This window comes from Nitrococcus sp., assembly GCF_059432795.1.
Window position 1 is genome coordinate 1 of record NZ_JBXWZQ010000116.1, and the last position, 18,137, is coordinate 18,137.

Here is an 18,137-nt window from a genome sequence, read left to right on the forward strand (position 1 = left end):
GGATTTCCTCTGTCAGGAGGCGTTCCTCCGGCTTGGGCTCTGACTGTGCAGGCTCCCTATCTCATTTAGGCATGGAACCACTGAAGCACAAGAGCGGAGCTTTGCTTGACAAGTGCTGGCTCCCGGCACCGCAGCCAGGTGCTGGGGTTGTAACCCCGGCCGCCGGCGATGCGGCGAATATTATGAATCTGCAGAGGTCTCCCGCTCAGCAGCGCCAGGGTGAGCGAGGAACGCAGCACCTGCCCGCCACCCGAGCTGCGCCTGGGCGATATCCGCCATGAAGCGCCGGCGGGACCATTCCAGCTGGTGCTGTGCCGCTACCTCGCGTTCACCTACTTCGATCGGAGTCTGCAGCAGCGCATACTGGGCCGCATCCGTGAGTGTCTGACGCGGGACGGCGCCCTGGTTGGTCGTGGGCAATCATGAAGCACTGCCGCCGTACGCACAGCCCGACTTTCAGCAGTGGCTGCCGGAGATTCCGACTTATCGCTACACGCCCGGCGGGTTGAGAAGTCGGATCGGTGAACGGCGGACCAGTGAATCTTGTCAACATCTTATCGGCTGTGGTGCTTGAGCCGCGCATCCAAACGGCACCCGATGCTGCGGCGTCTGGTAAGACCTGGTCCCGGGCATCCGGCCGGAGCCCGGCGAGAGAGCTCAGCAGAGCATGCAGGAGGTGACCCCATGGCGACCTATGTAATCCTCAGCCACATTGCACCGGATTCCTTCTCCGACCCGTCGGAGTTTCCGAACATCGCCCATACGGTGTCGCAGAAGATCAAGGAGCAGTGCCCGGGCATCACGTGGAAGGAGAGCTACGCGACCCTGGGTCGCTATGATGTGGTGGACGTGATCGAGGCCAGCGACCCCAAGGAGGCCGAAAAGGCGGCCATGATCATACGCGCCTACGGACGGGCAACGACGGAGACGCTCCTCGCCACCCCGTGGAAGGAGTTCCTGGACGCTTTATAGGCAATGGCCGAGGTGGCATGGGCAAGGCCACACGGGGCTGCCCGCAGCCTAACCGTCCTCGAACAGGCGGGCGATTTCATCCCGCTGGGGCACCACAAGCGCCTCAATTGCGCTTGCATCGGACCGTTCCAGCCGCGGCGTTCCGAGGCAGACCTCACCGATGTCCGCACACGGGATGGACTCTGCCTCGAGCGCCGAACGGATGGCTTTGCTGTCCTCGGGCGCTGCCGTGATCAGGAGTGCCCCGGAGGCCATCGTCGCCAGCGGATCAATGCCAAGCGCGATGCAAAGCCGTGCCGAGACCTCGGGAACGGGAATCGCATCGGGGTCCACCCGCAGGGTGTGGCCGCAGGCCTGTGCCAACTCCCAGAGTGCTGCCAGCACACCTCCTTCAGTCGGATCGTGCATGGCCGTCACACGCCCGGCCGCGAGCGCCACGCGGGCATCCCGCACGACGCTGATTCCCGGCTTCCACAGGAATGCTTTTGCGCTCGCCAGATCTGCCGGGTCGATCACTCCTTGGAGCCGCCCGGCAAGCTCGCTGGCGATGATCGCCGTGCCCTCTATGGGAACACCCTTGGTGATCAGCACACGATCACCGGGGCGCGCTCCTCTGGGGGTGACCAGCTTGTCCCGGCCAACCTGACCCAGCAGGCAAGCCATCGCAATCGGACGGTCGAGTCCGTGGGTGATTTCCGTATGCCCGCCAATCAGCGTGGCTCCGATCCCACGGCAGGCCTGGTCGATCTGCCCCATGATGGAGTCCACCAGTTCACGATCCGCCTGTGCCTGCGGCAACAGCAGGGTGACCAGCAGCCAGCGGGGTGTGGCTCCGGTGGTGGCCAGGTCATTGGCATTCACCTGCACCAGATACTCGCCGAGAGAATCGCTGACGAAGGTGATCGGATCGGATTTGCAAACCAGGAGGCCCGTGCCGGTGTCCACCACGGCGCAGTCCAGGCCGACACCGGGTCCCATCACGACGCTGGGATCCTCCTGCGGGAGACGGGCGAGCAGATCTGCCAGCACCGGCGCCGGCAGCTTTCCGACGGGGAAGCGATCTTTGCTCATCGCTCAGCCATCTCCTGCTAATCAAGCCATTGATTCCGAATGGACGTTGAGTCCTATGAAGGAGGTTGCGGTATCGGCCTGTGTGGTCAAGGTGCAGCGCAACCGCTGAGGGCACACGTGAGCGACGCCGCCGTGATGCGTCCTGCTCTCGTGCCGCGCTACGCCTCGCCTCCTAAGCGCTTCAGGTCATATGCCAGGGCATCCACTCCATCCGAAGAGCGAACCATGAAACGCGCCTTGCCCGCGGCGGTGCGCGACAAGCTGATCCGGCTCGGCGCTGCCTCCCTGTTCGCGCGGGCGATCCGGCGGGTGCATCGCGGCGAGTCGCTGGTGGAGCTGCTAACCCAATAACCGGCTGTATTGCTCGGCTAGATCCAGATATCCCTGGGCGCGGCTGATCCAGCGCGGATGTTCCGAGTCGCCGTGATCCTTCAGGTGCCAGATGGCCAGCTGGGCCCTGAGGGCGGCGCGGCAGGACTTGTAGAAGGCGACCAGCCGTTTCGTGGGCGTATCACCGGTGATCGCTTTATAGGTATCGAAGACGATCGGGCCGATGAAGTGGGCGCCGGCGAATTCGCATTCCATGGCAAGAAAGGCGAGCTCATCGACCGGATCGAGCAGACGGAAGGCGCGGTTGAACTCCAGGCAGTCGATGAACGCGGGTTCCGGCGTCAGGCAGATGTGTTCGGGGCGCAGGTCCCCGTGGGCCTCGATGATGCGCCGCTGCCGGGTGCGCGCCTCCAGCACCTCCGGCGCGCCGTCCAGTAGCTTGAGCTGGGCGGCGATGACGCGCCGCACTTGTTCCTGGGGCAGGCGTGACCCCACGGCGGCGAGTTCCCGTCGATTAGCCTCGATGTCCTGCCGAGAGCGACTGCGGTATGCCGCCAAGTCCATCGGCACCGGTTCGGCCTGACGGTAGAAGCCGGCGAGCACCTGAGTGAAGCGGACCACGTCCGCCGCTTCGACCGTCCCGTCGTGGATGGCATGGTCCAGCATCCGCTCCACCGGTAGGCGTCGCATCCGCACCAGCCATTCAACCGGGATACCGCTGCCATCGAGCTGCAGCTGTCCCTCGCTGTTTAGCCGCAGTGCCTGGATGCCCAGATAGACATCGGGCGACAGCCGCTGGTTTAGCCGCATTTCCTCCAGGCAGTTCCGATGCCGGGCCTCCAGGGTACTGAAATCGAGAAAGCTGAACCGCACCGGCTTCTTCAGCTTATAGACCTCCCGGTCGGTCATGAAGACCCAGGACATATGGGTCTGGATGACCTCCACGCCGGTTGGGCAGTCGGGTCTGCAGTAATTGCGGGGCTGGCTCAGGAAGGCGATCTTGGCGTCGAGCCCGATGTCAAAATTCACAGGTTTGGGACTGTCTTCGAGGGGCGGCCATCAACATATAGAAGATACGACATAGAAGATACGACTGCAGGTGTCCCATTTACACCGTCCACAATTGCAAGGAAACTGCTCCCAGGTTACCAAAATCCGGCAATTCCAGAACGCGGGAAAACCCCAATAGCACCAGCCCATCAACGCGTTAGGCGTTTTTCAGGATCGACTCCATACTCTCAAGGTTTGGAGCCTCCGGGAATCCCGGGGCGGTTCAATTTTCGGGGACGAGGGCGGAGGGGCAAGGACCAGTCGATTGTGTGTGCTGTCCCGCGCCGAAGCGACGTGGGTAGCGGATCTTCTCGCTACACGCCCAATCCACTCGGAGCGGCAGCCGGTGACATAGCCTCACGGCATATACGTTTTTTGAAGAAAAGAGTGAAGTGGAGGGGGCGACCACGCGGTGCATGCTGATTCTCTACGGTCTCAAGAGCTGTGACACTTGCCGTAAGGCGCGCCGGTTGCTGGATAGCCGCGGCGCCGGGTACCGCTTCCACGACCTGCGTGTCGATGGTCTGGCGGAGGCGAGGGTGCGTGCTTGGGCCGATCAAGTCGGCTGGGAAGTCTTGCTTAATCGGCGCAGCACCGCTTGGCGCCGGCTGCCGCAAGCCGACAAGGCGAGCGATGCCGGGGGCGTGATCGCCCTCATGACGCGTCACCCCGAGCTCATCAAACGCCCTGTGCTCGAGGTGGGCAGTCGCCTACTGGTCGGTTTTCACGAGGCGCAGTACCAAAGCCTGCTCTGAAAAGACGCCCTCCCGAATGCGGGTGCGCAGTAGGGTCGAGCGCTGCGTCCATGCCGCTGACTAAGGCTGGAGTTGAGCTTGTGTTTCGTTGCCGGACTCAGGAGGAGGTTGGTCGAAAAGGCCGGTGCAACGCCCGCCCCGACTCAACGCCGAGGCGGTCGCTGCAACGCCTCAGGGCGTCTATTTATAGGTCACCTTGCCTTGCATACCCAAAGTGAACAGTTGCCATTCCGTTATGATAACACGGGTGGGTCCACCGTCGAGGGTACCGACGACGCCGCGAGCGCCGCCGGCAATCGCCGTCCTGGCTTTCCGATCGAGAGTCGTGTCCTGGTGAAGGTCGCGGATTACGATTCTGCGCATGATAGTGCTCCCGGGTTTTCGATTGCGAATAAGATTGGTCACGAGAACGCATGAGAGACATGTTCCGGTGCTTGACCGTCCCGTCTGAACATCGCGCTCACTATTGTACAAAGCAAATAATGGGCCAAATTCCAGGGGCCACCGTTAGGGTCGCGCAATCGGCAGAAAAATAGGCAAATTCTGCGCAGGCTCAGTCGTTGAACGGGTTCGGTTGAAGTGTTGAGAGGCGTTGCCTGGCTGGAAATAAACAACTCCACTCTATGGCTTGGTTGGTGTTTGCACGACAGCGTTTGTGGCGAGAGCGGGGCGCGGCGGTCGTGGCAAGGACCGCGCGTGGAAAAGCCGCTTCAAACATGAATCGCCCCGCCGCCCTGCCTGCCGTTGATCGCGGTTTCGTATAGGATTCATTAATCGCTCAAAGAACGACAACCTCATGAAATCCCTGCTCGGGCCAAAATCGTTGATCGTCGCCCTGGTTTGGCTGCTTGCCGAGTCGGCGGCCGCGCGAATCCATCACGAGTTGCGAATCACGCTGGACCCGGATAGCCATCGCCTCGAGGCCACGGATACGGTCAGCTTACCCGCGCAGCGTTCGTCCGGGGTGACGTTTCACCTGCATGCCGGCCTAGATCCGCACGTTCAGGAATCGGGGATGCAGCTACGCCGGCTTCGGCGGACGGGTATCAGCCAGACCTATGCATTGGAGGCCGAGGAGCCGGTGCGACGCTTCACTTTGTCCTACGGCGGTAAGATCTTCCATCCGATCGCTGCGGAGAGCGGCGAATATGCACGCAGCTTTCGCGGCTCGCCCGGCGTGATCGCCCCGGATGGGGTCTTCTTGGGCGGCGCGAGCGCCTGGTACCCGCAGGTGGATAGTGAGCTCGTCACCTTCTCGCTCGAGGTACGGTTGCCGCCGGGCTGGCGCTCGGTCAGCCAGGGGGCGCGTACGCGGTCTTCGGCCGCCGGCGAGCATCGCGCGGAGGCCTGGTCGATCGATCACCCCCAGGAGGAAATCTATCTGATCGCGGGTGAGTATACGGAATACCGCGAGCGGGCCGGCGAGGTGACGGCGAATGTCTTCTTGCGGCAGCCGGACGCCGCGCTTGCCGGCAAGTACCTCGATGCCACCGCGCGGTATATCGAGATGTACCGCAGGCTGATCGGTGCCTATCCCTATCAGAAGTTCGCATTGGTGGAGAACTTCTGGGAGACCGGCTATGGCATGCCCTCCTTTACCCTGCTCGGGCCCCGCGTCATTCGCTTTCCCTTCATCGTGCATTCCTCCTACCCGCACGAAATCTTGCATAACTGGTGGGGCAACGGGGTTTATGTCGATCCGTCCTCGGGAAACTGGTCCGAAGGGTTGACGAGCTACCTGGCCGATCATCTGCTCAAGGCGCAGCGCGGCGAGAGCGTCGCCTACCGGCGGGAGACGTTGCAGAAGTACACCGATTACGTGCGCGACGGCGGCGACTTCCCGTTGGCCGAGTTCCGCAGCCGCCACGGGGGCCGTTCCGAGGCCGTCGGCTACGGCAAGTCCATGATGCTCTTTCATATGCTGCGCGAGCGGCTCGGTGATGCGACCTTCATCAAGGGGCTGCGGGAATTTTATCGCGAGCACCGCTTTCAGCGTGCTGGCTTCGATGACTGGGCCGCCACGTTCACCAAAGTGAGCGGTCAGCCGTTAGGCTCGTTCTTCGAGCAATGGGTGAGGCGACCGGGCGCTCCCTCGCTGCGGGTCCGTGATGTTCGGGTAACGGCGGCGGACGACGGTTACCGGCTGACTGGGACGATCGAACAGACCCAGCCCGGGCCGGTTTTTCGGCTCGACGTACCGCTTGCCGTGCACCTGGAAGGCCGCGACGAGGCGTTTCAAACCCGTCTCCCCATGGCTGAGAAAACCCACCGGTTCACGTTTCGCTTGCCGGCTCGCCCCCTACGCCTGGACGTCGACTCTCAATTCGATCTCTTTCGCCGGCTCCATCCCGGGGAAGTTCCGCCGGCGCTCAGCCGCGCCTTCGGCGCCGAGCGGGTGCTGGTCGTGCTGCCTGACGACGCCCCCCAGGCGTTGCAGGAGGGGTATGCGGCACTCACCCGCACTTGGCAGCGCGGACGTAAGGAGCCGCTGGAGGTGACCACGGACGCGGCACTGGATGAGCTTCCCACGGATCGCTCGGTATGGCTGTTCGGATGGGAGAACCACTTCCGCCCAGTGCTGGATCGAGCACTCGAACAGGCACCTTTCAGCGCGGATAGCGAGCGTGCGAAGATCGCGGGCACCGAGCTGGAGCGGGACCGGCATTCGGTGGTGGCCGTCGCCCGTCGCGCCCAGCATCCCACTCATGCCTTGGCGTGGCTGGCGACCGAGGATGTCGCGGCCATGCCGGGGTTGGCCCGTAAGCTGCCTCACTATGGGCGGTACAGCTATTTGGGCTTCACGGGCTCGGAGCCCGAGAATATGGTCAAGGGCCGTTGGCCGGTCGTGGACTCGCCCCTCTCGGTTGCGCTCGATAAGGCACGCGGCGCCAGCACTGCCAAGCTGGCGCCGCGCGAGCCGCTCACGAGGCTGCCTTCTCCGTTCGAGCCACAACGCATGATGCGCGACATAAGGTATCTCGCCGATCCGAGCATGGCCGGGCGGGGATTGGGCACGCCGGCCCTCGATCGGGCGGCGCGCTACATCGCCGAACAATTGCAGGACGCCGGGCTCGAACCGGCCGGGCAGAACGAAAGCTATTACCGCCGCTGGACACGCCGGGTGGCTGGGCTCGGGGACAGCGTGACCCTGCGCAACGTTGTGGCTCGCCTGCCAGGTAGCCACCCGGAGCGCCCGAAGGTGATCGTGGGGGCGCATTATGATCATTTGGGGCGGGGTTGGCCGGATGTCCATCAGGGCGACGAGGGCAAGGTGCACCCCGGTGCCGATGACAATGCCAGCGGCATTGCAGTGATGCTGGAGCTTGCCCGCGTCCTGGGGGCTTCATGGCATCCCGCGCGCGACGTCGAATTCGTGGCGTTTACCGGCGAGGAAGCCGGCCAGCTCGGTTCGACTCACTACGTCGACGAACTCTCCGGGAGCCCCGAGAGCCGCCCCATGGCGATGATCAATCTGGATACGGTCGGCAGGCTCGACGGCGGCGAGCTCATCGTGCTCGCCACCGGCTCGGCCAGGGAGTGGTCGCCGATCTTCCAAGGCGCGGGTTTCGTGACGGGGGTCGCCATCAAGACCGTTCCGCACGCCATCGATTCGAGCGATCAAGGCCCTTTTCTGCGGGCCGGTATCCCTGCGGTGCAGCTCTTCACCGGAGCGCATGAGGACTATCATCGTCCCACGGATACCGTCGACAAGATCGATTCGACCGGTTTGCCCCGCATCGCCGCCGTGCTGAAAGAAGTGCTCGCGTATCTCGCCGACCGCGGCGAGTCGCTGCATGCCGGCGGGATATCCGCCACGCACTCGCCGCGCTCCGGCCATGGCAGGCGCGTGCAATTGGGCACCGTGCCGGATTTTGCATGGACAGGGCAAGGCGTGCGATTGTCGGGCATTACGCCCGATACACCGGCCGAAGCGGCGGGGCTGCGCGCCGGCGACATCATTATCCGGCTCAACGACACGGCTATCGAATCCCTGGCGGATTTCGCCCGTGTCCTGGACACCCTTGAACCGGGCAGCTCACTGGTCATTGAGGTGTTGCGCGATGACAGCTCGCGAACGGTCACGGCCCGAGTGGTGGAACGCTGATAAAAGAGGAGGTGGGGGAATGCGGACGATCAACGGCCTGGCGTTACGGCTGCTGGCCGCAGTACTCGGGACAGCCGCAGGCGTGGCCGTTGCCGGGCAAGCCACGGACCGGGATACGCCATCCGGGCAGACACTGCGCTATTCGGGTGAGAGCCGTTTCGAGGACATCCGTCAGCTCACCTTCGGCGGTCAGAATGCCGAGGCTTATTTTTCCTTCGACGGCACCGAGCTCATTTTCCAGTCGACCCGCGATGGCCGCGCCTGCGACGCCATTTATCGCATGGATACCCAAGGTCGCGACGTGCGCATGGTCTCATCCGGTAACGGCGCGACGACGTGCTCGTTCATCGCGCCGGACGGCGAGGCCATCATCTACGCTTCCACGCATCTCGCGGGCAAGCAGTGTCCGGCCGAGCCGGATCGCTCGCAGGGTTATGTATGGCCCTTGTATCCGAGCTACGACATTTTCCGTGCCGGCCCCGAGGGAGGGGATCCGGTCCGCTTGACCGACACGCCGGGCTACGACGCGGAAGGCGTCTATTCCCCCTCGGGGGAGAAGATCGTATTCACCTCGGTGCGCACCGGTGATCTGGAACTCTTCATGATGAATCCCGACGGCAGCGGCGTCGAGCAACTCACCGACCAGCCCGGCTACGATGGCGGGGCCTTTTTCTCCCGGGACGGGCAATGGCTGGTCTGGCGCGCCTCGCGCCCCCAAGGCAAGGCGCTCGAGGATTACCGGGATTTGCTTCAGCAGGGCTTGGTCCGGCCGGGCAAGCTGGAGATTTACGTCATGAAGCTGCACGAGCGCAAGCCGATTCAGCTCACGGACAACGGCGCGGCCAATTTCGCGCCGTATTGGCATCCGGACGGCAAGCACATCGTCTTCTCGTCCAACATGCGCGATCCGCAAGGCCGTAATTTCGACCTCTACCTGATGGATGTGGATACGCGCGACATCGAGCGGCTTACCTACTATCCGGGCTTCGATGGCTTCCCGATGTTTTCGCATGACGGCAAGAAGCTGGTATTCGCCTCGAATCGCAATGGCGAGGTCCCCGGTGAGACCAATGTGTTCATAGCGGATTGGAAGTCGCGGTAAGCAGCGCTGCGCGTGTCGCCCCAGCTTACCCCCAAAGCCGTGATCCTCGGCGTGCTGCTGGCGATGGTGATGGCGGCCGCCAACGCCTATCTCGGATTGTTCGCCGGCATGACCGTCTCCGCGTCCATCCCGGCCGCTGTCGTCTCAATGGGCATCCTGCGTTTGTTTCGCCACTCCAATATCTTGGAGAACAACATCGTACAGACGGGCGCATCCGCTGGAGAGTCGCTTGCCGCAGGCGTGATCTTTACGCTGCCGGCGCTGATCCTGATGCACCACTGGCACGACTTTCCTTACTGGTGGGTCGTCGGGGTCGCCGGTATTGGTGGGCTGCTTGGCGTGCTGTTCACGATTCCGCTGCGGCGCACGTTGATCGTCGATCAGGAATTGGCGTTCCCTGAAGGCGCGGCGACCGCGGAAGTGCTGAAGGTGGGCGACAAGCCGAAGGAAGGCCTGAAGACGCTCACAACCGCCGCGCTGCTCGGTGCAATGGTCAAATTCGCCACGACCGGTTTGCAGCTCTTCCCCGGTGTTGCGGCCGCCGGCGCGTATCTGGGCCGCCGTGCGGTGGGCTACGTCGGCTTTCACATTTCCCCGGCGCTGATTGGCGTGGGTTACATCGTCGGGCTGAATATCGCGGTACTGGTATTCCTCGGTGGCGCACTCTCATGGTTCGTCGCCATTCCGCTGTTCAGCGCGTATTTTCTCGGCACAGATTCGCATCTCGCGACGATGGCGGCAAGGCACCCGGCCGCGGTCGACCTCGCCCATGAAATCTGGTCGACCCAGGTTCGCTATCTCGGGGTCGGCGCCATGCTGCTCGGCGGTATCTGGGCATTGATTTCGCTGCGCGCCTCGCTTTTTGCCGGCATCAGGAGCGGTCTCAGCCAATATCGCGACGAGTGGCAAGCGCTCGCCAACCGGCCGGAAACCGAGAAAGACGTACCGATGAAATGGGTGCTCGTCGGAACCACGGCCTTCGTGGTGCCGGTATTCGTTTTGTTCCAGAAGATTACCGGAGCGCTTGCCGTCAGCCTGCCGATGACCGGCATCATGGTCCTTGCGGCGTTCTTGTTCTCCAGCGTCGGCGGCTACATGGCCGGCATCGTCGGTTCGTCGAACAACCCGATCTCCGGTATCACCATCGCGACGATCCTGTTCGCCGCACTGATGTTGCTGTGGCTGATGGGCGCGCAGTCGGCACTCGGCCCGGCCGCGGCAATCCTGATCGGCGCGGTGGTTTGCTCGGCCGCGGCGATCGCGGGCGATAACCTGCAGGATCTGAAAGCCGGCCATCTGATTGGCGCCACCGCCTGGAAGCTTCAGCTGATGCAGGGCATCGGCGTCATTTCGGCGGTGTTGGTCATGGCACCAATTTTGAATTTGCTGCTGCAGGCCTACGGCTTCGGTGCGGCGACACCCGCGTATCCGCAAGCGCTGCCGGCGCCGCAGGCAACCTTGATGGCTGCCGTGGCAACGGGCGTATTCGGCGCCGGCTTGCCATGGGCGATGGTCGGTATCGGCGCCGTTCTCGGCATGGCTGTCATCTTTTTCGATCAGTGGCTCAAGCACCGCAACTCGAGTTGGCGTGCACCAGTGCTTGCCGTCGCTGTCGGCATCTACCTGCCGTTGGAACTCTCGACAGCGATTTTTCTCGGTGGCCTGATCGCGGATTTTGCTCGTCGCTATGGCGAGAAACGCTATCGGGCCGAGCGCGTTGCAAAGGGGTTGCGTCTCGGCATGCTGTTCGCCGCCGGGCTCATCACCGGCGAAGCGCTGCTCGGCATCATCCTCGCTGTGCCGATCGTCGTCGCTCACGACGCCACCGTTGTTGCGCTGCCGCAGGCGTTTCGCCAGGGCGGTTGGCTGGGATTGATCGTGCTTGCCCTGATCTTGGCGGGGCTGGCGCGAGTTGTAATAGGTGGCGCGGGTAATGACGAGGCGGATTGAAGAAAAGTTCTTGGATTTATCTATTACGAAGGTGCCCTGAGTTCAGGCTTGGACATGCCGGCTATCTTGAACTGTGCTTGCGGGCGCTTCGCAGATAAAGCTCGGATAGGGGCTGGAACGGCATGACGGATTCGGCCGATGACGGCGGCAGGAGCCGCACGCGCGACCATCTGGCGAATGAGCGGACTTACCTCGCATGGCTGCGCACTGCCGCAAACGTCATGATCCTCGGTGTGGCCATCGCAAAGTTCGCCAACGGTACGACGCTGTTTTCCGTTGCCGCCGGCGGCGTTCTCATTTTTGTCGGTGCGGCCGGCCTTATTTATGGCACGCGTCGCTATCGCCGGGTCAACCGCGAGATCGAATCCGGCCGTTATCTTACCGGGAGCCGAGGCCGCGGTCCGGTGATAGCCTCGATAGTGTTAATCATTGCGGTGCTCGCCGCGCTCGCGCTACTGATCGTGCCTGAGGTAATGACGTCCACGTATGGCTAAAAATGAGCGTTCGTATTGTCTAATGAGGTGCATTTTCGGCCTAGGAGCGACGCCATGAGCAAGAATCCGACGATCAAGGACCGGCACAGCCCCGTTCGTGCGGCCGGTGAGGGCAAGGGGGTGTGGCTTGCCGCCTTGGAGCAGGGTGCGGATCTGCTGCAGACAGCTACGCCATTAAAAGAACTTTGACGTCTACGTCGTCGGCTTTCACTGTCCGAAAGGAGAGCCAGCGTCGCAAATGGAGGCTCATCACTTTTGCCAAGTGGTCAACGACGATCTGCTGCAGTGTGTGCTGTTCGACGGCAACACAAAGAATAGCAACCTCATCGGCATAGAGTATATCGTCTCGGAAAAACTGTTTAGCAGCCTGCCGGAGGACGAAAAGCCCTTCTGGCACCCGCATAACTACGAGATACTGTCCGGCCAGCTCGTGGCGCCCGGTTTACCCGACGTGGCGGAGAAGGCTTTTCTCAAGCGGCTGATGAACAGCTACGGCAAGACATGGCATACCTGGCACAGCGGACGGCACGACGGGAAGCCGGGCCATGCGCTCCCCCCTTGGTGCTCCGAAGTTGATGTGGTCGTTCAATCGCGACGGCGAGTGCGACGAAGCGCTCAGGCGTGACCGCGACGCGGTCATGGATATCGATACGGCGAAAAAGCGCACCGAGCGGCGGGCATTCGTCGAGCTTGCCCATCCGCAGCACGGGGTCGATGCAATGGCCGATGCCTTCACTGCAACGACGCCCATCCCGGGTGTCAAAGACGTCCACGACGTCACCGAGCGCTGAGAGGTACAGGAACGGCCTCAGGCTCCCAGGGAGACACCCTCGCTATGACCAGGGGAAAACAGGGGCATGCGGCGGGCTTGCAATACTTCGCGTAAGGCAAGCATCTCGGCAGTCCCGCATGCCTTGCCGCGCGATTCTGCGCTGCCAAGACATGCGGGACGTTGGCCGCTCGGTGCCTGTCATCCCAGGTTTTGAGCGGGGCCGAAGAACTCGAAGTGACGTCGCTGTTGCGGCACACCCATTTCCTTCAGCAAGCGCAGCACCTCACGCATGAACGGCACGGGCCCGAGGAAGTAAACCTCGCTGTCGGACATGAGATGTTGCGAGAGCACTTCCGCGTTCACCTGTCCGTAGACGTCGGCTTCATCGCCGCGATCCGCCTGATCGTAGAGATAGCACCGTTTGATATGGTCGTGTGTCTGAGCCAGCCGATCGACATGATCGCGAAACGCATGATGACTCTGCTTGAGGGCGGCATGCACGAAGCGCACAGGGCGCTGTGAGCCAGCCAGGGCGTTGAGCATGGCGATGGCGGGGGTGATGCCGACGCCGCCGGTCAGCAGGACGACGGGGTGGTCCCCCTCGCGCAGCGTGAAATTGCCGCTCGGCGCGTAGATATCGAGCGTGTCACCGACGGCGACCCGGTCATGCAGATGACCCGAAACCCGGCCGTCCTGCTCGCGCTTCACCGAGATCCGGTAGTACTGGCCATTGGGCGCGTCGGAGAGTGAATAATTGCGCCGCATCGGCTCGCCGTCGACGGTAACATCCACGCCGATGTATTGGCCGGCGGTAAAGTCCATGATCGCTTCGCCGTCCACGGGCTCGAGATAAAAGGAGGTGATGACCGCGCTTTCCGGTTGCTTGCGCACGACCCGGAACGTCCGCAGGCCCCGCCAGCCGCCGGGTTGCTCCTCGCGAGTGCGATAGACGGCTTCCTCGCGTTCGATGAGCAGATTGGCGAGTTGCCAGTATGCGGCTTCCCAGCTTTCAGCCAGTTCCGGCGTGAGCGCATCGCCGAGGACCTCGGCCAGCGCCTGCAGCAAGCAGCTGCCGACGATGGGGTAGTGTTCGGGAAGAATATTCAAGGAGGCATGCTTGTTGACGATCAGATCGATCGTCCCGTTGAGTTCCTCGGGCCGCTCGATGTGGCGTGCGTAGGCCAGAATTGCATCGGCGAGCGCGCGTTGCTGCGCGCCGTCGCTTTGATGGGTCTGATTGAACAGGGCGCGCACCTGGGGGTGGTCGCGAAACAGGATGTGATAGAAATGGCTTGTCACGGCCTGTCCATGCTCGGCCAACGCCGGTATGGACGCTTTGATCAGTTGCCTTTGTTGCTCGCTCAGCGGCATGCCTAAACCCCCCTTTGACGACTTGGTGGATGTCGTGGATGTCAGTGAGTTGCCCATACCGGCGCTGCTGTGCGCATCGCCGACGAAGTTTCAGCCGAGCGCACCATAAAAGAAATATATAATATATCTCTTTAAATGCAAAGCGGTGCGCGGCATCGTCTGGAAACGGCTGAAGCGCCCACGGAACTCACTGGGAGAAGTTAGAAATTATTGCCCAGGATTATGATTTTATGGAAAAAAGTTAATCATTGGCGGCTCTGCTAGGCGAATCGCCAAGTCTATGATATGGTCACGACGGTGATTGGAGCGGCCGCCAGCCGGCGGCATTTTTGCGGGCGATACCCCGAATCGGTATTAGCGCGATGTCCTCAGTAGCCGAGTTTCTCCGCCCTTGGGAGCCCTCCCTCGCGATCCAGCTGTTGTGTGCCCTTGCCATCGGGCTTTATACCGCTGGGCTGGTTCGAGGGGCCCGCAACGGTCAGCGTGAGGGATTCTGGAAGCCGCTCGCGTTTTTGCTCGGCGTCGCGCTGATGTATTTCGTCACGCAGACCCGGTACGATTACCTCTCGCAGCACATGTTCTTCATTCACCGGCTTCAGCACCTGGTGCTGCATCACTGGGGACCGTTCCTGATCGCGTTATCCGCCCCGGCGTTGGTGCTTGGCCGCGGCGTGCCGGATGTCCTGCGACGGCAGACCGCACGCCACGCGGGGTTTTTACGCCCGATGCTGCTCCCGGTGCGGGCAGTCTACCGTATCGTGCAGCAACCTGTAATCGCCACGTTGCTGTTCGTGGGTCTGATTTTCTTCTGGTTGATGCCCGCGATACATTTCGATGCCATGCTGAGCGCAAAGCGCTACGCTCTGATGAACTGGAGCATGGCGGTCGATGGCTTGCTGTTTTGGTGGCTGATCCTCAATCGCTCGCCGCAGGGGCTGACACCGCACCTGAGTTATGGCCGTCGCATCCTGATCCTGGCGCTGATCATGCCGCCGCAAAGCGTTCTCGGTGCCTACATCGCGCTGAGTGAAAAGGACCTTTTCGATGTCTACGCCGTGTGTGGCCGGGCTTGGCCGGTTACTCCGATGCTTGATCAACAGTTGGGCGGGCTGATCACTTGGATCCCCTCCGCCATGATGAGCGTCGTGGCCGGGCTCATTCTGCTCGGCTACATGTTTCGCGAGAACCGGACCCGCGCGGCCGCCAAGAGTGCACCCGTGACCGAGTTCTCGGCGAGCCGTCCCCTTATCGCAGATCAAAACCCTATTTGAATCCATCATGATTCATGAGCGTCGTCATATCCTCTTGAGTCTCTGTCTTTGTCTGCTGCTCGTCGGCTGCTGGGAGGATGGCGACTGGCAGACCAAAGACATTGCCGGGCTGATGCCACCGCTGCATTTTACTCTGACGCAGGACAGCGGCACGGAGGTTCAGGCAACGGACTTCCGGGGCTATATCACGCTGGTCTACTTCGGCTATACCCATTGCCCGGACGTCTGCCCGACTACGCTGGCCAAGCTCAATGCCGCCATTGCGCGCCTTGCGGAGGCTCGCGATGTCCGAGTGCTGTTCGTAAGCGTCGATCCCAAACGCGATGGGATTGAGCGTTTGCGAACTTATACGGCCTCGTTCGGTCCGCAGTTCGTCGGCTTGCGGGGCGATGACGAGGAGCTGAGCGAGCTGACCAAACGCTATCGCATTACCTACGGTTACGGTAAGCCGGATGACAGCGGCGACTATGAGGTCTCCCATAGCAGCGCGGTTTTCATTTTCGACCGGGCGGGAGAGGCACGCCTCATGGTGCGCAGCGGCGATGGCGTGGATGCCATCGCGACGGACCTCAAACGATTGCACGCCGAAGAAGCCTGACCCGACGCCGCTCGCGATCCCGCGGTCGGCCACTGCACAGGCCGGCAAACCCGGTGCAGCCGCATCACAAAAAGAGCCGCAGGTGGCGGTCAGTCGAAGAGATCCTTGTCCGTGACCGCGCCGATGCTCGCCGAGGATACCAGCCTGGCATACTTCGCGAGCACGCCACGCCGGTAACGCGGAGGGGGCGAGCGCCATGCGCTTCGACGCGCCCCCAGTTCCGTCTCGGAGATGTTGAGCGTCAGTCGGTTGTGATCGGCGTCGATTGTGATCTCATCCCCATCCTCCACCAAGGCGATCGTGCCGCCTACCGCCGCTTCGGGGGCGACATGGCCGACCACCATGCCGTAGGTGCCGCCCGAAAAACGCCCGTCAGTGATGAGGCCCACGGCATCGCCCAGCCCCTTGCCGATGATCGCCGAGGTCGGCGCCAGCATTTCTCGCATACCGGGTCCGCCCTTGGGGCCCTCGTATCGGATTACGACGATATCGCCCGCCACGATTCGCTCTGCCAGGATGGCCTCCAGCGCGCTCTCCTCGGAGTCGAAAACGCGCGCCGGCCCCGTGATCCGGCGCTGCTTGATGCCGGTCACCTTGGCGACAGCCCCTTCCTCGGCCAGATTGCCGCGCAGAATGGCCAGATGGCCTTGCGGGTACAGCGGCTTATCGAAAGGCCGGATGATCTCCTGGTCCGCCGGCGGTTCCGTGGGTATGTCGGCCAGCAGCTCCGCAATGGAGTCTCCGGAAATCGTCAGGCAGCTGCCATGCAGCAAGCCGTTGGCTAACAGGATCTTCATGACCTGCGGCGTGCCGCCGACCTCATGAAACTGGCTGGTCACGAAGCGTCCGGAGGGCTTGAGCTCGCACAAAACGGGCACTTGACGCCGGATCGTTTCGACATCGTCGATGCTGAAGTCGACCTCCGCGGCATTGGCAATCGCCAGCAGATGCAACACGGCGTTGGTCGAGCCTCCCAGCGCCATGACCACCGCGAATGCGTTTTCGAACGCTTGGCGGGTCATGATGTGGCGTGGCAGGCGCTGCGCGCGAATCGCCTCGAGCAGGACCTCGCCCGAGCGGCGCGCGCTCTGTGCTTTCCGCGGATCTTCCGCGCACAGGGTGGAGGAGCCCATCAGGCTCATGCCCAACGCCTCGAAAGCGCTGGACATGGTGTTGGCGGTGTACATGCCTCCGCAGGAACCGGCCCCGGGGCAGGCGTTACGCTCCACGCCCTGCAGCTCCTCGGCCGAGAGCTTGCCCGCCGAGTACTGACCAACCGCCTCGAAAGCGCTGACGATGGTCAGTTCCTGTCCCTTGTAGTGGCCCGGCTTGATGGTGCCGCCGTAGACGAAGATCGCCGGGATGTTCATGCGCGCGATGGCGATCATGGCCCCGGGCATGTTCTTGTCGCAGCCGCCGGTGGCGAGCATGCCGTCGAGGCACTGGCCGTTGCCCACCGTTTCGATGGCATCGGCGATGACCTCCCGCGAGACCAGCGAGTATTTCATCCCTTCCGTGCCCATGGATATGCCGTCGGCGACGGTGATGGTGCCGAAGGTGACCGGCATGGCGCCGGCGGCGCGCAGCGCCTGCTCGGCTTCGCCCGCCAATCGGCCGATACCCACGTTGCAGGGTGTAATGGTGCTGTGCGCGTTGCCCACGCCGACGATGGGTTTGTCGAAATCGGCGTCGTCGAAGCCGACGGCGCGAAGCATGGCCCGGTTGGGTGTGCGGGCGACGCCTTGGGTGATCACGCGGCTGCGGCGATTGTCGGCCATCACGTCTCCTTGAGTATCTCGGCTGATCGATCGGGAGCAAAGGCGCAAGCGATAACCTTATCAAGCCATGGTTGCGTCATGTTGCGCGAGAGCCGCACGGCGGAGCGGGGAGGAAGTGCGCTCGGCCCGCCTTCGAGCCATCACGGCAGGCGAGATTCCTACGACGCTCGTTTTTTCGTGCCCGCCGACCCGGCATGCCCGATTGCTGCGGGCTGACCGGTATCGCGAGCCACTCGACCCACGGCTGAGCTGTCATATGTTACTGGTTTTTTCACCCGCGCAGCAGTCGCGCCGGTGCAGTAACCGCCCGACTTCAAATTATGTCGAGTACGTCGAGGCAGCCCGAATGTCTCTCGTGCTTTTCTAAAATTTTTAGCTAACTTGCTTAGCTGCTTCGGAAATCGAGAGTATCCACAGAATCTGTGGATAACCTTGTGGACGTACTGGGGGAACACCGGCCTAAGCGGCACTCTGAAAGGCTTCCCGTTAGTTCGGCCAAAGTTTCATCAATCTGAAAA

Annotated in this window: 19 protein-coding genes; 13 read left to right on the forward strand and 6 right to left on the reverse strand. The window is 62.5% G+C overall.

Translation table 11 applies throughout. The features are described from left to right. Nucleotides 1-65: 65 nt before the first annotated feature. Nucleotides 66-239: a hypothetical protein gene (locus tag AC52Q4_RS08780; protein WP_495536415.1), complete on the reverse strand. Its 174-nt coding sequence runs from the start codon at nt 237-239 to the stop codon at nt 66-68. Here AC52Q4_RS08780 and AC52Q4_RS08785 point away from each other — a divergent pair. Continuing rightward, on the forward strand, nt 220-426 hold the full coding sequence (locus AC52Q4_RS08785; protein ID WP_495536416.1) for a hypothetical protein: 207 nt from the start codon (nt 220-222) through the stop codon (nt 424-426). The two genes, AC52Q4_RS08780 and AC52Q4_RS08785, sit on opposite strands and share 20 nt — an antisense overlap. A gap of 258 nt (nt 427-684) precedes the next feature. Beyond that, nucleotides 685-972: a GYD domain-containing protein gene (locus AC52Q4_RS08790; protein ID WP_495536417.1), complete on the forward strand. Its 288-nt coding sequence runs from the start codon at nt 685-687 to the stop codon at nt 970-972. 48 nt (nt 973-1,020) lie between these two features. On the opposite strand, the gene AC52Q4_RS08795 is transcribed toward AC52Q4_RS08790, so the two are convergent. Then, the gene (locus AC52Q4_RS08795) at nt 1,021-2,043 is read right to left on the reverse strand and encodes an AIR synthase family protein (RefSeq protein ID WP_495536418.1); all 1,023 of its coding nucleotides are present in this window, start codon (nt 2,041-2,043) and stop codon (nt 1,021-1,023) included. 225 nt (nt 2,044-2,268) lie between these two features. On the opposite strand from AC52Q4_RS08795, the gene AC52Q4_RS08800 reads away from it, so the two are divergent. Then, nucleotides 2,269-2,394, forward strand: coding sequence for a hypothetical protein (locus AC52Q4_RS08800; RefSeq protein WP_495536419.1), 126 nt, complete (start codon nt 2,269-2,271; stop codon nt 2,392-2,394). Here the strand turns inward: AC52Q4_RS08800 and AC52Q4_RS08805 are convergent. Further along, nucleotides 2,383-3,402, reverse strand: a complete 1,020-nt coding sequence (locus AC52Q4_RS08805) for a hypothetical protein (RefSeq protein ID WP_495536420.1) — start codon at nt 3,400-3,402, stop codon at nt 2,383-2,385. The genes AC52Q4_RS08800 and AC52Q4_RS08805 overlap by 12 nt on opposite strands. Nucleotides 3,403-3,839: 437 nt before the next feature. Between AC52Q4_RS08805 and AC52Q4_RS08810 the strand changes: the two genes are divergently transcribed. After that, nucleotides 3,840-4,178, forward strand: a complete 339-nt coding sequence (locus tag AC52Q4_RS08810; RefSeq protein WP_495536421.1) for an arsenate reductase — start codon at nt 3,840-3,842, stop codon at nt 4,176-4,178. 180 nt (nt 4,179-4,358) lie between these two features. Here AC52Q4_RS08810 and AC52Q4_RS08815 read toward each other — a convergent pair whose 3' ends face one another. Then, nucleotides 4,359-4,541 carry a hypothetical protein gene (locus AC52Q4_RS08815; RefSeq protein ID WP_495536422.1) on the reverse strand — a complete coding sequence of 61 codons (183 nt, stop codon included), beginning with the start codon at nt 4,539-4,541 and terminating at the stop codon, nt 4,359-4,361. Nucleotides 4,542-4,974: 433 nt separating this feature from the next. On the opposite strand from AC52Q4_RS08815, the gene AC52Q4_RS08820 reads away from it, so the two are divergent. From AC52Q4_RS08820 to AC52Q4_RS08850, 7 genes are all read left to right on the forward strand, one after another. Then, nucleotides 4,975-8,283 carry a M20/M25/M40 family metallo-hydrolase gene (locus AC52Q4_RS08820; protein ID WP_495536423.1) on the forward strand — a complete coding sequence of 1,103 codons (3,309 nt, stop codon included), beginning with the start codon at nt 4,975-4,977 and terminating at the stop codon, nt 8,281-8,283. A 19-nt stretch (nt 8,284-8,302) separates the two neighbouring features. Further along, nucleotides 8,303-9,385, forward strand: coding sequence for a TolB family protein (locus AC52Q4_RS08825; RefSeq protein ID WP_495536424.1), 1,083 nt, complete (start codon nt 8,303-8,305; stop codon nt 9,383-9,385). A gap of 12 nt (nt 9,386-9,397) precedes the next feature. Continuing rightward, nucleotides 9,398-11,335, forward strand: a complete 1,938-nt coding sequence (locus AC52Q4_RS08830; RefSeq protein ID WP_495536425.1) for an OPT family oligopeptide transporter — start codon at nt 9,398-9,400, stop codon at nt 11,333-11,335. 122 nt (nt 11,336-11,457) lie between these two features. Then, nucleotides 11,458-11,829, forward strand: coding sequence for a YidH family protein (locus tag AC52Q4_RS08835; RefSeq protein WP_495536426.1), 372 nt, complete (start codon nt 11,458-11,460; stop codon nt 11,827-11,829). Between the two features lie 54 nt (nt 11,830-11,883). Continuing rightward, on the forward strand, nt 11,884-12,018 hold the full coding sequence (locus tag AC52Q4_RS08840) for a hypothetical protein (protein WP_495536427.1): 135 nt from the start codon (nt 11,884-11,886) through the stop codon (nt 12,016-12,018). Between the two features lie 49 nt (nt 12,019-12,067). Beyond that, on the forward strand, nt 12,068-12,454 hold the full coding sequence (locus AC52Q4_RS08845) for a DUF1264 domain-containing protein (protein WP_495536428.1): 387 nt from the start codon (nt 12,068-12,070) through the stop codon (nt 12,452-12,454). Further along, entirely contained in the window at nt 12,405-12,620 is a 216-nt protein-coding gene (locus tag AC52Q4_RS08850) for a hypothetical protein (RefSeq protein ID WP_495536429.1), read from the forward strand. The genes AC52Q4_RS08845 and AC52Q4_RS08850 overlap by 50 nt, the downstream gene beginning before the upstream one ends. Nucleotides 12,621-12,799: 179 nt before the next feature. Here the strand turns inward: AC52Q4_RS08850 and hmpA are convergent, their stop codons facing one another. Next, nucleotides 12,800-13,972 (reverse strand): NO-inducible flavohemoprotein, encoded by a 1,173-nt coding sequence (gene hmpA / locus AC52Q4_RS08855; protein WP_495536430.1) that lies wholly within the window; start codon nt 13,970-13,972, stop codon nt 12,800-12,802. A gap of 362 nt (nt 13,973-14,334) precedes the next feature. Between hmpA and AC52Q4_RS08860 the strand changes: the two genes are divergently transcribed. Together AC52Q4_RS08860 and AC52Q4_RS08865 are read left to right on the forward strand one after the other, a co-directional pair. Then, the gene (locus AC52Q4_RS08860; RefSeq protein ID WP_495536431.1) at nt 14,335-15,243 is read left to right on the forward strand and encodes a cytochrome c oxidase assembly protein; all 909 of its coding nucleotides are present in this window, start codon (nt 14,335-14,337) and stop codon (nt 15,241-15,243) included. A gap of 7 nt (nt 15,244-15,250) precedes the next feature. After that, a complete protein-coding gene (locus AC52Q4_RS08865) occupies nt 15,251-15,841 on the forward strand; it encodes an SCO family protein (RefSeq protein WP_495536432.1) in 591 nt (196 codons plus the stop codon). Nucleotides 15,842-15,930: 89 nt separating this feature from the next. Here the strand turns inward: AC52Q4_RS08865 and ilvD are convergent, their stop codons facing one another. Then, nucleotides 15,931-17,622 carry a dihydroxy-acid dehydratase gene (gene ilvD, locus AC52Q4_RS08870; protein ID WP_495536433.1) on the reverse strand — a complete coding sequence of 564 codons (1,692 nt, stop codon included), beginning with the start codon at nt 17,620-17,622 and terminating at the stop codon, nt 15,931-15,933. Nucleotides 17,623-18,137 lie beyond the last annotated feature (515 nt).

Bases quoted from the DNA above. Each gene is read 5' to 3' on its own strand.
- AC52Q4_RS08865 (WP_495536432.1), top strand. From the start codon at position 15,251: ATGATTCATGAGCGTCGTCATATCCTCTTGAGTCTCTGTCTTTGTCTG.
- AC52Q4_RS08835 (WP_495536426.1), top strand. From the start codon at position 11,458: ATGACGGATTCGGCCGATGACGGCGGCAGGAGCCGCACGCGCGACCAT.
- AC52Q4_RS08850 (WP_495536429.1), top strand. From the start codon at position 12,405: ATGTGGTCGTTCAATCGCGACGGCGAGTGCGACGAAGCGCTCAGGCGT.
- AC52Q4_RS08845 (WP_495536428.1), top strand. From the start codon at position 12,068: ATGGAGGCTCATCACTTTTGCCAAGTGGTCAACGACGATCTGCTGCAG.
- AC52Q4_RS08825 (WP_495536424.1), top strand. From the start codon at position 8,303: ATGCGGACGATCAACGGCCTGGCGTTACGGCTGCTGGCCGCAGTACTC.
- hmpA (WP_495536430.1), bottom strand. From the start codon at position 13,972: ATGCCGCTGAGCGAGCAACAAAGGCAACTGATCAAAGCGTCCATACCG.
- AC52Q4_RS08860 (WP_495536431.1), top strand. From the start codon at position 14,335: ATGTCCTCAGTAGCCGAGTTTCTCCGCCCTTGGGAGCCCTCCCTCGCG.
- AC52Q4_RS08820 (WP_495536423.1), top strand. From the start codon at position 4,975: ATGAAATCCCTGCTCGGGCCAAAATCGTTGATCGTCGCCCTGGTTTGG.
- AC52Q4_RS08810 (WP_495536421.1), top strand. From the start codon at position 3,840: ATGCTGATTCTCTACGGTCTCAAGAGCTGTGACACTTGCCGTAAGGCG.
- AC52Q4_RS08800 (WP_495536419.1), top strand. From the start codon at position 2,269: ATGAAACGCGCCTTGCCCGCGGCGGTGCGCGACAAGCTGATCCGGCTC.
- AC52Q4_RS08795 (WP_495536418.1), bottom strand. From the start codon at position 2,043: ATGAGCAAAGATCGCTTCCCCGTCGGAAAGCTGCCGGCGCCGGTGCTG.
- AC52Q4_RS08815 (WP_495536422.1), bottom strand. From the start codon at position 4,541: ATGCGCAGAATCGTAATCCGCGACCTTCACCAGGACACGACTCTCGAT.
- AC52Q4_RS08840 (WP_495536427.1), top strand. From the start codon at position 11,884: ATGAGCAAGAATCCGACGATCAAGGACCGGCACAGCCCCGTTCGTGCG.
- AC52Q4_RS08790 (WP_495536417.1), top strand. From the start codon at position 685: ATGGCGACCTATGTAATCCTCAGCCACATTGCACCGGATTCCTTCTCC.